This is a genomic window from Duganella alba (assembly GCF_009674495.1).
Classification (GTDB): domain Bacteria; phylum Pseudomonadota; class Gammaproteobacteria; order Burkholderiales; family Burkholderiaceae_D; genus Rugamonas; species Rugamonas alba.
Map to the genome: position 1 here is coordinate 33,065 of NZ_WKJN01000023.1, position 13,478 is coordinate 46,542.

Sequence of the window (13,478 nt, forward strand, 5' to 3'; positions counted from 1 at the left end):
CCACCTATTCAATTACCCAAAAAGCATCTGCATTGTCGCTCGGATTGGCGTAAGTGCCATCAGGATTTTGGCGCTGCTTTCGAATGAAGCGAATCGAAATTTTCGCCTTCTCCGGGCTAGGCCACTGATCGATGACGTAAATACCGTCTGAAACTTGCCCGAGGTAGAAGGCTGCATGACTCCCCCTACTCCGGCCGGGCCAACGGCCATTCTCAAAATTCGCGATCGCTGTGCCTGGCGAGAGATCCTTATTCCCAAGCACCTTTGCTCCTTGTCGCCACATGTTGGCTGGCGGCGCGTTGGTGTAATGGCGAATTAAGGTAACGCACTCGAAATCGCCAACTTTCGGCTGTTTATCGAGCGAGCGCGCTGCGGGATAGCGGTATGGCATAGTGATCTCCTGGGGACGGGAGATCATCTTGCCGCTGCGCCGCTGATGCCTTATTGCTGCGGCTCACGCTCCAATAGCTAGCGGTGTGTTAAAAATCAAAGCATGAGCGATCAACAGAGGCTGCCATGAAATTGATCAGCACTTCAGACTACACCGTTCGACTTGTCACGCCACCGAACGACAAGACAAATCCACAGTGTGAAGTCATGCTGAATGGAGCGCCAACAGGAACAATCGTCGACGGCGCCATTCTGGAAGCGGCGTTGAAGTGGCACGAGTACACACTGCTTTTTCTCACCGACGACATCCCATTTGAAGATGCCCTGAGAATTTATCTGCTCGACGAAAAATTCAACGTGATGGACTCCGCGCAAATAATGTGGATCTACGCAACCGGCATATTTTCACATCTTGATTTAAGCCAACCGGACGCGGTGAGCTTTCGCTTCTTCGCAGATCTCAATTGGACGCTCACGCTGCTTCCCGAGCGGGCCTTTGCACTGCCCATCATCTCAGATCCGCTGTCCGTGAGCCGTCCATTCAAGTTTTATCGCAGATTTCGAATATCCAACAAGCAGTCGCCGGACACCGATTAGAACGCCGCCCGCAAGCCGAGACTCACGCGCCGTCCCACATCCTCCAGCGTCAGGAACTGGCTCTCGTTCAGCGCATACTCATGCGTGCGCGAGTTGGTGAGGTTGATGGCGTCGGCATACAGGGCCAGCGTTGGCGTCAGGTTGTAGCGCAGGCTGGCGTCGGTCTGGCCGTAGGCGGCGCGGGTGCGCGGTTGGGTGCTGCCGCCGCCGCAGTCCACCGAGAAGTGGTTGCGCCAGTTGTAACTCACGCGCGCCTGAAACGCGTTGTTCTCGTAGAACGCCGACGCGTTGTACGACTGCTTCGACAAGCCCGGATAGCCGCACGCCGGCGTGCTGCTGTCGACCTCGCGGCTGGCGGTCGCGTCGACGTAGGTGTAGTTGGCCGTCACGCCAAAGCCGCGCAGCCAGGCCACCGAGGTGTCGAACGCGTACTGCCCGGCGATCTCCAGGCCTTTGATCTTGCCCTTCTGCCCGTTGCGCACGCGGGTATCGTGGACGATTTCGTCGAACTGCGGAATCTTCATGTCCACCAGCCGCGTCTCCAGAAAGTCGGAGACGTTTTTCTGGAACACCGCCGCGCTGACGTAGTTGGTCTTCGACAGATACCATTCCCACGACAGGTCGTAGTTGTTGGACTTCATAGGCTTCAGGTAGGGATTGCCGCCGCCGGTCTGCACGTCGCCGTAGCGGCCGCCGTAGTAGTTGTCCACGCCCATCTGGTTCAGCGTCGGCCGCGTTTCGGTCTTGGATGCGGCCAGGCGCAGCAGCATGTCCGACGTCAGATCAAACTTCACGTTGGCCGACGGCAGCACGCTGTTGTAGCTGTTGCTGACCGAGGTGGTGGTCATCGGTCCCCAATTGGAGATGAAGGTCGTGTCGTTCGGACTCTTGGTCGCCGACAGCAGCACGCGGCTGATGCCGGTGGAGGTCGACTGTACATGCACCACGCGCACGCCGGCATTGGCCGACCAGCCGCCGCCCTCCCATTTGCTGTCGACGAAGAAGCTCGATACCTTCTCCTTCACGCCCCACATCGACGGCAAGGTGTAGTCGATGGCCATCGGGCCGTTCGGGTACTTGCTGGTATCCAGGTACAGCGCGGGATCGTTGGATTGCGCCAGTGTCGAACGCTGGTTCAGATAGTTCATGTAGGCATACGGATCGAAGCTCAGATACGCACTCGGCACCTGCGCGCCGCCGCCCATGAAGTTGTCCATCGGCGTCACCGTGAACAGCGACGATGGCAGCGGCAGGTGGTAGCCGCTGTAGGTATTCCACGCATCGTTTTTCCACTCGGTGCGATCGACGCTGCGCTGCGAGTAGCTCAAGCCGGTGTCAACGCCCTTGAAGTAGCCGATGTCGTGGCCCCAGCCCAGTTGCAGGCGGCCTTCGGACAGCTTGTCGTGGTTGCGGATGTCGCCGTTGGAGACGGCATGCGCGCGCACCTTGTTGGGATCATCAATGCCATCGCCAAACACCAGCGACGGCGTACCGCCGAAGCTGAGGATGTCGCCGTTGGTCGGCACCATGCCGGCCACCACCCACATGTCCGGCGAGTACGAGGTGGTGCGCGAGGTCGAGACGTCGCCCTCCAGCTTCCACTCCGGCGCCAGCGCCCATTTCGAGTTCAGGCCGAACGCGCGCGTGATCGACAGCCGGTCGCCGCCCTTGACGATCATGTCGTTGGAGTTGGCCTCGCCGAGCAGGCTGCCGGGACCGGACAGCGCCGGATTGTTGGCGTAGAACGCCGCGCCGGGACGCAGGAAGCTGGTCACCTGATTGTTCGAGTCATACTTCGCGCCCAGCAGTTGCGGATTGATCCAGTCGCTGAAGGCGATGACGTTGTTGCGCTGATCCAGCCGCGAATACAGGGCATCGGCGCTCAACTTCCACGTCGGCGACGGGTTGTATTGCACCGTCAAGTTGCCGACCAGCCGCTTGCGGCTTTCGTCCTCCTGCTGGTAGCCGAAGCTTTGCGGGATGTACAGCTTCCTGGTGGTGACGTCGGCCATGGTCAGGCCCCTGGAATTGAGGTCGCCGTTAATCAGCGACACGTCGCGGTAATTCCAGGCGTCGGTGATGGCCTTGTTCTGCTTGGAGTCGCGGTCGGTGTACGACATCGACGCCATCACGCCGAAGTTGCGCTGTTCGTTGGCGAACGAGTACATGCCGCTGATGTTGGGCGTCTTCTTCTCCGAATTGGAATCATACGATTCCGAGACGTTGACCACCGAGGTATGCCCCACCTTGCCCGACAGCGGCCGCGCGGTCTGGATATCCACCGTCGAACCGATGCCGCCCTCCGGCAGGAACGGCTGCGAGGTCTTGTACACCAGCGCTTTCGAGATCAGGTCGGACGACAGCAGGTCGAAGGAAAACTCGCGTCCGCCGGTGTCGCTGGTCAGCGTGCGGCCGTTGACCAGCACGTTGTTGAATTCCGGTCCCAGGCCGCGCACCGAGATGTAGCGCCCTTCGCCGCCATTGCGCTGAATCTGCACGCCGGTCACGCGTTGCAGCGATTCGGCGATGTTGGTGTCGGGGAACTTGCCGGCATCCTCGGCGGAGACGGCGTCGACCACACCATCCTGCAAACGCTTGGTGTTCAGCGACGAACTCAGCGATGCACGGATGCCGCTGACCACCACGGTGGGGCCAACTTCAAGCGGTTGATCTGGTGTTTGCGCCTGGGCGCCAAGGGCAAGCAGCAGGTCGGCGATGAGCGCCGCCAATATTTTTTGACGCGGTGAGGCCTGAGGTATAGCCATGATGTTGTCTCCATTTTGTAAGTTTTATGAATGACATCGGTGCAGCCGGGTTCGATCTTACGCCCGGGATAACGATGTCAATCTATTACTTCTTTACGAAATGGCATTCCAAAATGGTATAACTCGACCGCCTCCTGTTAGCGCAACGACACCGCGCTAGTGCGCACAGGCAACGGTCGTGGCATGTGTACATCGCGCACCGCGAGGCGCTCGCCGACGAAATGGATCATGCGGCCCAGCGGCATTTCCACCCAGCGGTGGAAGGCGGCGCCAGCGACCAAGCTGGCGGACCAGGCGACCAGCATGCCCAGCAATTGCCACTCAGGTTCGGCCGGCGCAAAGCGGGTAAAGCCGGCGTTCACCAGCAGACACACCGGGAAGTGAATCAGGAACACGGAGTACGAAATCTTGCCCATGCCGTGGATCGCGCTCCACGCGCGGCCGTCGGAGGTGGTCTTGATGCGGCCGAACAGGAACAGCGCACACGCCACCACCGCCGCCAGCGCGATACGGCTGCGGAATTCCAGTAGCAGGCCGGCCACCGCCGGCAGCAGCGCCATCATCATCAGCATCACGGCAACGCCCTGCTTGCGGCGCGGATCGCTGGCCCACCAGGCCATCAGGCCTAGGCCGTAGCTGCCGAAGAAGTATGGCGCCCAGTTGTCCCAGTCCGCATCGAGATTGAAGTACAACACCGACAGCGTGATGCCGGCCGCGATCACCACCGGCATCAGCCACGACACCTGGCGGTTGCCGGCAAAGCGGCCCACCGTCCACAGCAGCGCAACCATCAGCACGTACAGTTGGAAGTCGATGGCGACATACCAGGCGCCGGCCGACACCGAGGCATAGCCCAGCACGCCGTGCAGCAGCAGCGCGTGCGCGCTCAGCTGGCTCAAGGTGACAGGGGCGGAAATCGAATCGTGGGTCATCCACTCGGCGGCCCAGGAAGAAGCGACGGCGGCGATCAGGGTGGCAGCGAAGAATGGCGGCGCCAGCTTGGCGTAGCGGCGCCAGACGGCGCGCAGCGGATTGTCGTAGCCGGCGTGGCCCGACGGCGCCAGCGACTTGGCCGCCAGGAAGCCGCCGATCACCAGGAACACCTGGACGGCGATGCGCGCGCTGTTGCTGAGCCAATCGATCAGCGACGGGAACACCGTTCGCACGTGATCGGACATCGGGCCATAGAAGGCCAGATGGTGCAAGACGATCAGCTGCGCTGCGCCTGCTTTCAACAGATTAATCAAACCAAACTGCGACGGGGCCGGTTTTTCCGTGCCATGCGTCGGGCCTGTAACTACTTTCATTACTCTTCCTTGCTCGCAATTTCCGCTTTAAAACGGCTTATTTTTATGGCAGGCCGATATGATAGCTGAGGTTGCTTGTTTAGTGTCGCACTAAACAAATGATTACGCGATTGATCTAGCCCGTATAGCACGCAAAATGGCCGTGCTAGCTTGGTGGCATGCTCACTTCCTACCTCGCCCAATTACAAAGCAACCCCGGCTGGGTCGCCATCAATGTGTTGGTGCCCGTGCTGTTGCCGTTCGTCGTTATCGTCGCAGTGGCGGTCGCCACTGGCGGGTGGCGCGACTTCGTGCAGATGTTCACGAAATCAATCGACGGCGGTCAGCTGTTCTGGGTTGCGCTGGGCTTACTGGCATCGACAGGATATGAGGCGTTTACAGCTTATGGATGCGATACGGAACAGCAGGAATACCTGTCCTGGGTGCTTGGACTTTGCGTGGTTGGGGCTTTTTTCTGCTCGATATACATCGCTTTGAACACAATTCAGACCGCGCAAAAACAAAAGATCCGGAAAACCGTCATATTAATTTCTGTGCTGATGACGGCGACTATGTGCTACTGCTATCCGTTCATTCATTTCAAACTACCCCGGTGCTAAACTGGACTATGCAGTTACAGGAGGTTTCTCATGAAGAAGTTTCTCAAAAAACTCATCCTGAGCGACAAGTTCAACGACACCCTGGCCTATATTGTCGGCGCGGTGATGCTGATAGGCTTTCTTGGCCTGATTATTCTTGCTCCGCGTTCCTGATGACTTGAATTCTGTCGCGGCAACCAGTACAATTCCGGCCCTTGGGTCGTTAGCTCAGCTGGTAGAGCAGCGGACTTTTAATCCGTTGGTCGCAGGTTCGAATCCCGCACGGCCTACCAAGATTTGTCAAAAAGCCACCTTCGGGTGGCTTTTTTGTTGGTCCAATCAACGGAATTTCTTGCGCGCCGAGGTGTCCAGGTGATGCCGGTCAATATTGACCGCACCCAGCACCCGGTCGCACAAGGGGCAGTGTTCCTCGTCCATGGCTAGCGGCGGAACTTGCGCGGCTGGCGTTTGCGCGCCGCCGAGTTCTGCTCCTGCAGGATCGCATCCACGCGCTCCGACGCTTCGCGCGACAGGCGCTGCGCCAGTTCGGTGTCAGGGAAGAATTCCGGCTGGCGGTAGGCCAGCCAGGCGTAGGCCGAGTACAGCCGGCACGCATCCTCCACCTCCTGCAGGTTCATGTAGTGCAGTGGCCGGTCGCTGGACTTCAGCTGCGTGACCTTCTTGTGCGCCAGCGATTTGGCCCAGCTTTCCCACGCATGCTGCAGCGACGGCACCTTGGACGAAATCGGCACCAGCGACAGTGCAAACTTCTCCGCCACCGTCAGTTCCAGCGTATCGAGCCAGGCCGCGCGCTCGAACTGGTCCTCGGTAATGCGCGGATAGAAGAAACCATCCGGCACGTCAATATTGTGGACGAAACGCTTCAACAGCTTGGCCAGCGCGTGCTCATGCGTCACCGACGAAATGCGGTGCAGATGCTCCAATGTCGGCGCCACGGCAAAGCCGGTGGTCTTCAGCGGCACCGGTTTCTCGCGCAGCAGCGAGCGCATCACATTGTGCGTCTCGTTGTCGTAGCCGGCCACCAGGCCTTCCTCGTGCACGCCAAAGCGCCCTGCCCGGCCGGCGATCTGGCGCGCCAGCGCGGCCGGAATCTCTTCCTCTTCGTAGCCGTTGTACTTGACGGTGGTGGTCATCACCACGCGCGCGATCGGCATGTTCAGGCCCATGGCGATGGCGTCGGTGCCCACCACCACATCGGCCGCGCCTTCGCGGAAACGCTGGGCCTGCGCGCGCCGCACCTCCGGCGACAGATTGCCATAGACAGTGGCCACAGACAGGCCCATCTCGGTCACCATGTCGCGCCACATCAGCACTTCGCGGCGCGAGAAGCAGATCACCGCGTCGCCGCGCCGCAGATTGCTCAACTTGCGCACGGCGGTCGGTTCCACCGACAGCGGCCCCTTGCGCTTGAGGATGTGCACTTCCAGCTCGCACTCCAGGCGCGCCGCCAGCACCTCGATGGCGCGCCGCGCTTCCGGCGCACCGACCAGGTAGACGATGCGCGCCGGCGCGCCGCACACGGCGGCGGTCCAGGCGGCGCCACGGTCGCGGTCCGCCAGCATCTGGATTTCATCGATCACGGCCACATCGACCGGCGTGCGGGTATCCAGCATCTCCACCGTGCTGGCGACGTGGGTCGCGCCCGCCACCAGACGGCGCTCCTCGCCGGTGACCAGGCTGACCTTCAGCGGCTGGCCGTGCTGTTCCATGTCCTGCAAGCGCTCATAGTTCTCCCGCGCCAGCAGGCGCAGCGGCGCCAGGTAGACGCCGCTTGGCGCCTTGGCCAGCGCCTCGATCGCCTGGTGGGTCTTGCCGGAATTGGTTGGCCCCAGCACCGCGATGAACTTGCGCTTGATGCGACGCGCAACGTCGAACGAGGCCGGATACTCGGCCAGGTTAATGCTCTGGCGCGTGCGTTCGGCGTGCTGCTCCTCCATGTCGCGCTCGACGGCGTGTTCCAGCCGCTGGCGGATGCGGTCGAACACCATGCCGGCCGGCTCGGCGATCTGCATCTCGTTCAGGGCCAGCAGGAACGGCTCGGCGTCCATGTCGCAATCGTCGCAGGCATCGATCAGTTCCTGCGCGAAGGCGTCGACGTAGCCGTGCAGCTCGGCCGCCACCGCCTCGCTGGCGCGCTCGCGCAGCAGGGCGGAACGGGCGTCATCATCCATTTTGCGCCACTTGGACGACTTGGCCAGAATGCCCTGCGCCGGCACCAGGTCATACGGCACGCTCCGGCCGCCGTACTCGACCTCGCCGCTGATGCGTAGGAACACCCGGCCCTCGGCCTTGGCCAGCACGATGCCGCGCGCCGTCAGACCGAGTTGACGCATCAGGTCGTCGTCTTCGGCCGGATCGCCGTCGGCAGCAGGATGGGATGGTAGTGTCATGGGACGTGTCAGATAGGTGGACTCGGCCCGGATTATAACGCGCCGGGCAGTATGTTCCGGGTCGCCGGCGTGGCGTTCGCGTATGATTTCTGGCACCATATGCCGGTTTTATATCGCGGTATCACCAGAAATTTCCCTCATGCCCCAAACCATCGATACAGCCGTTCATCACGAACTGCTAATTAAAAAAAGCCGCTTTATTGCCTGCATCCAGCCGATGACCGATCGCGCCAGTGCGCAGAAAATCGTGGCGGAATTATGGGAACAGCATCCCGGCGCCGCCCACGTCTGCTGGGCATTATTAGCCGGCGGCCAATCCGCCGCAGTCGATGACGGTGAACCGAGCGGCACCGCCGGCCGTCCCATGCTCGATGTATTACGTCACCAGGATCTGGAAGGCGTATTAGCCACCGTGGTACGTTATTTCGGCGGCGTTAAATTAGGCGCCGGTGGCCTGGTGCGCGCATATACCGACAGCGTGGCGCAGGCATTATTAAAGGCCGATAAAATCGCCATTATCAAGCAGCGCTTCCTGATTTGCCGCGCGCCTTATTCCATGGAAGGCCTGATCCGGCGTGAAATTGAAATCGCTGGCGCCAGCCTGAATAGTGTCCTGCACACGGATGAAGTACAGTTCGAATTCAACCTGCCCAATAATATCGCCGACGCGCTGATAACCCACCTCAGCGAATCCGGCAGCGGCCGCATCGCCTGGGTCGATCCGGACGAGGCAGCCGAAGCAAGCTGATTTTTGGTGTTTTCGTGCTAATTTCTGGCACGCGCTCCCAGCCATGTCAATCTGTGCCACACGGTTTCAAGCGGTCCCTGCGGGTGATGCGCCAGCCACCACACGCTGAACTGCCGCTGCAGCACCGCCAGCGTGACGCCAATCGCCAAGGCGAAGCTGGCGCCGGTGTATTGATACATGCCGAGTCCAAAGCCATAATAAATCGTTGTGCCGACGATCGACTGGATAACATAGCTGGTTAAACTCATCCGCCCCAATGGCGAAAACACCGACAGCCAGCGCTGCGAATAAAACAGCAGCACAAATACCGATACCAGCACCACCATAAACGCCACATTCGACCACGAAGTAATAATCACCAGCAGCGGTCGACTGACAGCTTCGCCCAGCCCCATTATTTCTGGCCAGGTCTTCAGCATATAAAACGGAATAAAGGCCAGTACGGCACACACCAAAGCCCGGCGCCAGAATGCCTGATCTTTAAATAAGCCTTGACGACCGGCCAGCATGCCCAACATGAATAATGCTGGAATCTGGAATATCCGCCCATTTTCCCAACTCCAGCGTATCACGCCGATTTTTCCATTCGTCAGATTCCCGCTCCAAACCTGCGAGGCCGAACCATGCGCAAAATACTCATTGGCGCGGCCAAAATATGCCCACGAAGCCGGGTCAGGCAGTTTCTGATTTGGATTGGGCAAAGCCTGGAATACTTCTATCCACGCATACGGTTGAAGCAATAACACCGCCGCAATCGCCAGCACCCAGCGGTCCTTGAGACGCGCAACAGGAATCAGCGCCAATCCCAGCACGGCATAAATACTCAGAATATCGCCGTGATAAAACATGGAATTAAACACGCCAAACGCCAGCAGCAACGCCAGTCGCCAGGCGAACCGCGCGCGGAAGTCCTCTCCCCGCACTTCGCGGTTGTGGTACTGGATGTAGAACGTCACGCCAAACAGCAGCGCAAAGATCGCATACGACTTGCCGCCGAACAGGAAAAACAGGCTGTCCCAGATCAGCTTGTCCACGATCTTGAGCCAGGCCGGCAGACCCGCCGGCGAAAAATAGAAATCGAAATGCTCAATGTTATGCAGCAGCATGATCGAGACGATGGCAAAGCCACGCAGTGCATCGATCACATCCAGCCGGGAAGTATTTGTTGTTGTCATGCGTCTCCACCCACCGTGAACAAAATGCCAAGTTTATATGGAATCGTTCCCAAACAGCGTGAATGTGGTTTAACGGCTGCATAAACGCCAATTAAATTGCCACACGGGAATTTTGCGCGTATATTGGTGACTATTCAACGCACTATTGGTCGCCTAACTTCCTGCGATCGCCTTCCCTCTCCGGCCTTATTCCCGCCAACGTTCCGCACGGAACGCGAGTCATCTTCGACGAACGGAATACATCATGGAAATCAAGAACCTCAAGGTCGGCAGCCGCCTGGCGCTGGGATTTGGCGCGGTGTTGCTGATGCTGGCGATTATGAGCGGCCTGAGCATCTATAGCCTGGGCCAGCTGGCCAATAATACCGACGACATCGTCACCGTCAGCTATCCGAAGGTGCTGCAGGCGCAGTTGATCATGAACCACAACAACAAGATCGCCCGCTCGCTGCGCAACGCGCTGCTGATCCGCGACGAGAAAAAGGCCGCCAAGGAAATGGCGGTGGTGGCGGACAAGCGCAAAGAGATCGACGAAGCGATGGTCAAGCTGGACGGCATGGTCAAGTCCGGCAAGGGCCGCGACCTGTTCATGGCCGTGCAAGCGGCGAACGCGCCGTTCAACGCCTCGCTGGACGACGTGCTGCGCCTGCGCCGCGAAGGCAATGTCGATGGCGCCGTCGATGAAATGCTGGGCAAGATGCGCGCCCTGCAACTGACCTACATGGACGCCATCGACGCGCTGATCGCGCACCAGAGCGCCAACATGGAAAACGCGCGCCTGGACGCGGAAAACACTTTCACGCAATCACGCAACCTGGCGATCGCGCTGGGCCTGGTGTCGCTGGCGCTGGGCGCGGCCCTGGCCTGGCTGATTTCGCGCCAGCTGCTGCGCCAACTGGGCGGCGAGCCGACCGACGTCGCCAGCATCGCCGGCCAGATCGCCAGCGGCGACCTGGCGGTGCCGATCACCCTGCGCGGCGGCGACCAGACCAGCCTGCTGTTTGCGATCCAGGGCATGCGCGACAGCCTGGCGGACATCGTCGGGCAAGTGCGCAGCGGCGCCGACTCCATCGTCACGGCCGCGACCGAAATCGCCTCGGGCAATATGGACCTGTCCTCGCGCACCGAGCAGCAAGCCGGCTCGCTGGAAGAAACCGCCTCGTCGATGGAAGAACTGACCGCCACCGTCAAGCAGAACACCGAAAACACCCGCCAGGCCAACATGCTGGCGCGCAGCGCCTCGGACATCGCCGTGCAAGGCGGCGTGGTGGTGGCGGACGTGGTGCACACCATGGAAGCGATCAACGAATCGGCGAAGAAAATCGTCGACATCATCAGCGTCATTGACGGTATCGCCTTCCAGACCAATATCCTCGCGCTGAACGCGGCGGTGGAAGCGGCCCGCGCCGGCGAACAAGGCCGCGGCTTTGCCGTGGTGGCGCAGGAAGTGCGGGTACTGGCGCACCGTTCGGCCTCGGCGGCCAAGGAAATCAAGGCGCTGATCGACGACTCCGTCAGCAAGGTCGGCGCCGGCACCCAGCTGGTCGGCGAAGCCGGCGCAACGATGGAAAAAATCGTCGCCGCCGTGCAATCGGTCACCGCCATCATGGGCGAGATCAGCACCGCCAACAACGAACAGGAAGCCGGCATCGAGCAGATCAACCACGCGATTGCCGAGATGGACACCGTCACGCAGCAAAACGCCGCGCTGGTCGAAGAAGCCGCCGCAGCAGCCGAAGCGCAGCAAGACCAGGCGAATCAGCTGGTGCAGCTGGTAGGCGTCTTCAAACTCGCCTCCGACACCAGCCACCCAGCCATCGCCGCCCCGGTCAGCCAGCGCAAGCCGCAGCGCCTGGCGCTGGTCGCACCACGCCACGCCCCCCACCTCGCCGCCGCATAATCCGGGGTCAGGTCCCCCAATTCAGCATGAGCTCGTGTAGAAATGGGGGACCTGACCCCGGATTTAGGTGAGGCGGAATACTTTGACTGCTTCCGCCAGCCGGCCGGCCTGCTCTTGCAGCGCGCCGGCGGCGGCGGCGGCTTGTTCCACTAGTGCGGCGTTCTGCTGCGTGGCGCTGTCGATGGTGCCGATGGCCTGGTTGACTTGGTCGATGCCCATTTCCTGCTCGCGGCTGGCGGCGGCGATTTCGCCGACGATGGCCGTCACGCGCTGGATGCTGGTGACGATTTCTTCCATCGTCCCGCCGGCCTGGCCAACCAGCGCGCTGCCCTCGCCCACCTGCGCGGCGGAGGCTTCGATCAGTTGCCGCACTTCCTTGGCCGCCGCGTCCGAGCGATGGGCCAGGCTGCGTACTTCGGATGCCACCACCGCAAAGCCGCGGCCTTGTTCGCCGGCACGCGCGGCTTCCACCGCCGCGTTCAGGGCCAGGATGTTGGTCTGGAACGCAATCCCTTCTATCACCGCGATGATGTCGACAATTTTCTGCGACGAGGCGTTGATGCCGCCCATGGTCGCCACCACTTGCGTCATCACTTCGCCGCCGCGCGTGGCCACCTGCGCCGCCGACGAGGCCAATTGGTTGGCCTCGCCCGCGTTCGCGGAGTTCTGGCGCACGGCCGAGGTCATCTCTTCCATCGATGACGCGGTCTCTTCCAATGAACTGGCCTGCGATTCCGTGCGCGATGACAGGTCCAGGTTGCCCGCCGCGATTTCGCCCGACGCCAGCGCGATCGCATCCGTTCCGGTCCTCACCTGGCTGACAATACCATGCAGGCTGCCATTCATCTCGCGCAAGGCGCGCTTGAGGCGGCCGGTTTCGGTGACGTCTTCATCCTCCACCGCAATCTGCGACGACAGGTCGCCATGCGCCACGCGCGATGCAAAGCCGACGGCCTCGTCCAGCGGACGCAGGATGGAGCGCGAAATCATCTGCCCCACCACCAGCGACACCACCACCGCCAGCACGCCGAAACCAATAATGTGGATGCGCGACTTGACCACCGCCTCATCGCCCACTTCCTTGGTCGATGCCGAGTTCTTCTCGATCAGATCGCTCAGCGCCGCCATGCTCTTTTCCAGCACGCGGAACGTATCCATAAACGCCGGAAACTTCGCCTGCGCGGCCGGTGGATTACTCAGCGATAGCTCCACCATTTCCTCGGCGCTTTTCAGGTAGCGCTCGACATCGGGCCGCACCTGCTCCATGGCGCGATGGACTTCGGCGTCGGTGGCGGCCGCGTCCATTTCCTTGATCAGCTTGCGGAACAGCGCGATGTGTTCGGTCGTATCCTGGCGCACTTCCTTGATCTCGGCCGGCTCGTTCTTCTCCGCCGCCAGGCGGGCGGCCAGCACGTCGGCGCGCAGGGCATCGTGGGCCTGGTCGGCTTGCAGCTGGTCCTTCATCGCCGAACTGTTGGTGCTGATCGCATCCATCGACGCATCCAGCACATGCACCGCGTAGTAGCCGACGCCGCCCACCAGGCCGACAAACACCAGCGTCAACAGGTTAATCAGTAACAGGCGCTGCTTGATCGTCAATCGCATGA

11 protein-coding genes and 1 tRNA gene are annotated in these 13,478 nt (G+C 60.9%); 6 read left to right on the top strand and 6 right to left on the bottom strand.

Annotated elements, in window-relative coordinates:
- Nucleotides 1-4: 4 nt before the first annotated feature.
- Nucleotides 5-391, bottom strand: coding sequence for a BPSL0067 family protein (locus tag GJ695_RS20610; protein WP_154368027.1), 387 nt, complete (start codon nucleotides 389-391; stop codon nucleotides 5-7).
- A 125-nt stretch (nucleotides 392-516) separates the two neighbouring features.
- On the opposite strand from GJ695_RS20610, the gene GJ695_RS20615 reads away from it, so the two are divergent.
- Nucleotides 517-987 (top strand): hypothetical protein, encoded by a 471-nt coding sequence (locus tag GJ695_RS20615; RefSeq protein WP_154368028.1) that lies wholly within the window; start codon nucleotides 517-519, stop codon nucleotides 985-987.
- Here GJ695_RS20615 and GJ695_RS20620 read toward each other — a convergent pair.
- Together GJ695_RS20620 and GJ695_RS20625 are read right to left on the bottom strand one after the other, a co-directional pair.
- Complete coding sequence (locus GJ695_RS20620; RefSeq protein ID WP_154368030.1) at nucleotides 984-3,752, bottom strand: TonB-dependent receptor; 2,769 nt, start codon at nucleotides 3,750-3,752, stop codon at nucleotides 984-986. The genes GJ695_RS20615 and GJ695_RS20620 overlap by 4 nt on opposite strands.
- Before the next feature lie 137 nt (nucleotides 3,753-3,889).
- The gene (locus GJ695_RS20625) at nucleotides 3,890-5,059 is read right to left on the bottom strand and encodes an acyltransferase family protein (RefSeq protein ID WP_154368032.1); all 1,170 of its coding nucleotides are present in this window, start codon (nucleotides 5,057-5,059) and stop codon (nucleotides 3,890-3,892) included.
- Between the two features lie 158 nt (nucleotides 5,060-5,217).
- Between GJ695_RS20625 and GJ695_RS20630 the strand changes: the two genes are divergently transcribed.
- The 3 genes from GJ695_RS20630 to GJ695_RS20635 all read left to right on the top strand — a co-directional run bounded on the left by GJ695_RS20630 (nucleotide 5,218) and on the right by GJ695_RS20635 (nucleotide 5,930).
- Nucleotides 5,218-5,658 (top strand): hypothetical protein, encoded by a 441-nt coding sequence (locus GJ695_RS20630; RefSeq protein WP_154368034.1) that lies wholly within the window; start codon nucleotides 5,218-5,220, stop codon nucleotides 5,656-5,658.
- A gap of 30 nt (nucleotides 5,659-5,688) precedes the next feature.
- Nucleotides 5,689-5,811, top strand: coding sequence for a hypothetical protein (locus GJ695_RS30400; protein ID WP_267874274.1), 123 nt, complete (start codon nucleotides 5,689-5,691; stop codon nucleotides 5,809-5,811).
- A gap of 43 nt (nucleotides 5,812-5,854) precedes the next feature.
- Nucleotides 5,855-5,930: transfer RNA gene (locus tag GJ695_RS20635), tRNA-Lys, on the top strand.
- Between the two features lie 147 nt (nucleotides 5,931-6,077).
- Here GJ695_RS20635 and GJ695_RS20640 read toward each other — a convergent pair.
- Complete coding sequence (locus GJ695_RS20640; protein WP_154368036.1) at nucleotides 6,078-8,048, bottom strand: helicase-related protein; 1,971 nt, start codon at nucleotides 8,046-8,048, stop codon at nucleotides 6,078-6,080.
- A gap of 139 nt (nucleotides 8,049-8,187) precedes the next feature.
- On the opposite strand from GJ695_RS20640, the gene GJ695_RS20645 reads away from it, so the two are divergent.
- Nucleotides 8,188-8,796, top strand: a complete 609-nt coding sequence (locus GJ695_RS20645) for an IMPACT family protein (protein WP_154368136.1) — start codon at nucleotides 8,188-8,190, stop codon at nucleotides 8,794-8,796.
- 17 nt (nucleotides 8,797-8,813) lie between these two features.
- On the opposite strand, the gene GJ695_RS20650 is transcribed toward GJ695_RS20645, so the two are convergent.
- Nucleotides 8,814-9,971 (bottom strand): DUF418 domain-containing protein, encoded by a 1,158-nt coding sequence (locus tag GJ695_RS20650; RefSeq protein ID WP_154368037.1) that lies wholly within the window; start codon nucleotides 9,969-9,971, stop codon nucleotides 8,814-8,816.
- A gap of 244 nt (nucleotides 9,972-10,215) precedes the next feature.
- Here GJ695_RS20650 and GJ695_RS30520 point away from each other — a divergent pair, with 244 nt between their 5' ends.
- Entirely contained in the window at nucleotides 10,216-11,871 is a 1,656-nt protein-coding gene (locus tag GJ695_RS30520; protein WP_154368039.1) for a methyl-accepting chemotaxis protein, read from the top strand.
- A gap of 63 nt (nucleotides 11,872-11,934) precedes the next feature.
- Here the strand turns inward: GJ695_RS30520 and GJ695_RS20660 are convergent, their stop codons facing one another.
- Nucleotides 11,935-13,476: a methyl-accepting chemotaxis protein gene (locus GJ695_RS20660; protein ID WP_154368041.1), complete on the bottom strand. Its 1,542-nt coding sequence runs from the start codon at nucleotides 13,474-13,476 to the stop codon at nucleotides 11,935-11,937.
- Nucleotides 13,477-13,478: the final 2 nt, after the last annotated feature.

What these genes read in the sequence shown, in the direction of transcription:
- GJ695_RS30520 (WP_154368039.1), top strand. Translation starts at nt 10,216, where the DNA reads ATGGAAATCAAGAACCTCAAGGTCGGCAGCCGCCTGGCGCTGGGATTT.
- GJ695_RS20630 (WP_154368034.1), top strand. Translation starts at nt 5,218, where the DNA reads ATGCTCACTTCCTACCTCGCCCAATTACAAAGCAACCCCGGCTGGGTC.
- GJ695_RS20640 (WP_154368036.1), bottom strand. Translation starts at nt 8,048, where the DNA reads ATGACACTACCATCCCATCCTGCTGCCGACGGCGATCCGGCCGAAGAC.
- GJ695_RS20660 (WP_154368041.1), bottom strand. Translation starts at nt 13,476, where the DNA reads ATGCGATTGACGATCAAGCAGCGCCTGTTACTGATTAACCTGTTGACG.
- GJ695_RS20650 (WP_154368037.1), bottom strand. Translation starts at nt 9,971, where the DNA reads ATGACAACAACAAATACTTCCCGGCTGGATGTGATCGATGCACTGCGT.
- GJ695_RS20610 (WP_154368027.1), bottom strand. Translation starts at nt 391, where the DNA reads ATGCCATACCGCTATCCCGCAGCGCGCTCGCTCGATAAACAGCCGAAA.
- GJ695_RS20645 (WP_154368136.1), top strand. Translation starts at nt 8,188, where the DNA reads ATGCCCCAAACCATCGATACAGCCGTTCATCACGAACTGCTAATTAAA.
- GJ695_RS30400 (WP_267874274.1), top strand. Translation starts at nt 5,689, where the DNA reads ATGAAGAAGTTTCTCAAAAAACTCATCCTGAGCGACAAGTTCAACGAC.
- GJ695_RS20615 (WP_154368028.1), top strand. Translation starts at nt 517, where the DNA reads ATGAAATTGATCAGCACTTCAGACTACACCGTTCGACTTGTCACGCCA.
- GJ695_RS20625 (WP_154368032.1), bottom strand. Translation starts at nt 5,059, where the DNA reads ATGAAAGTAGTTACAGGCCCGACGCATGGCACGGAAAAACCGGCCCCG.
- GJ695_RS20620 (WP_154368030.1), bottom strand. Translation starts at nt 3,752, where the DNA reads ATGGCTATACCTCAGGCCTCACCGCGTCAAAAAATATTGGCGGCGCTC.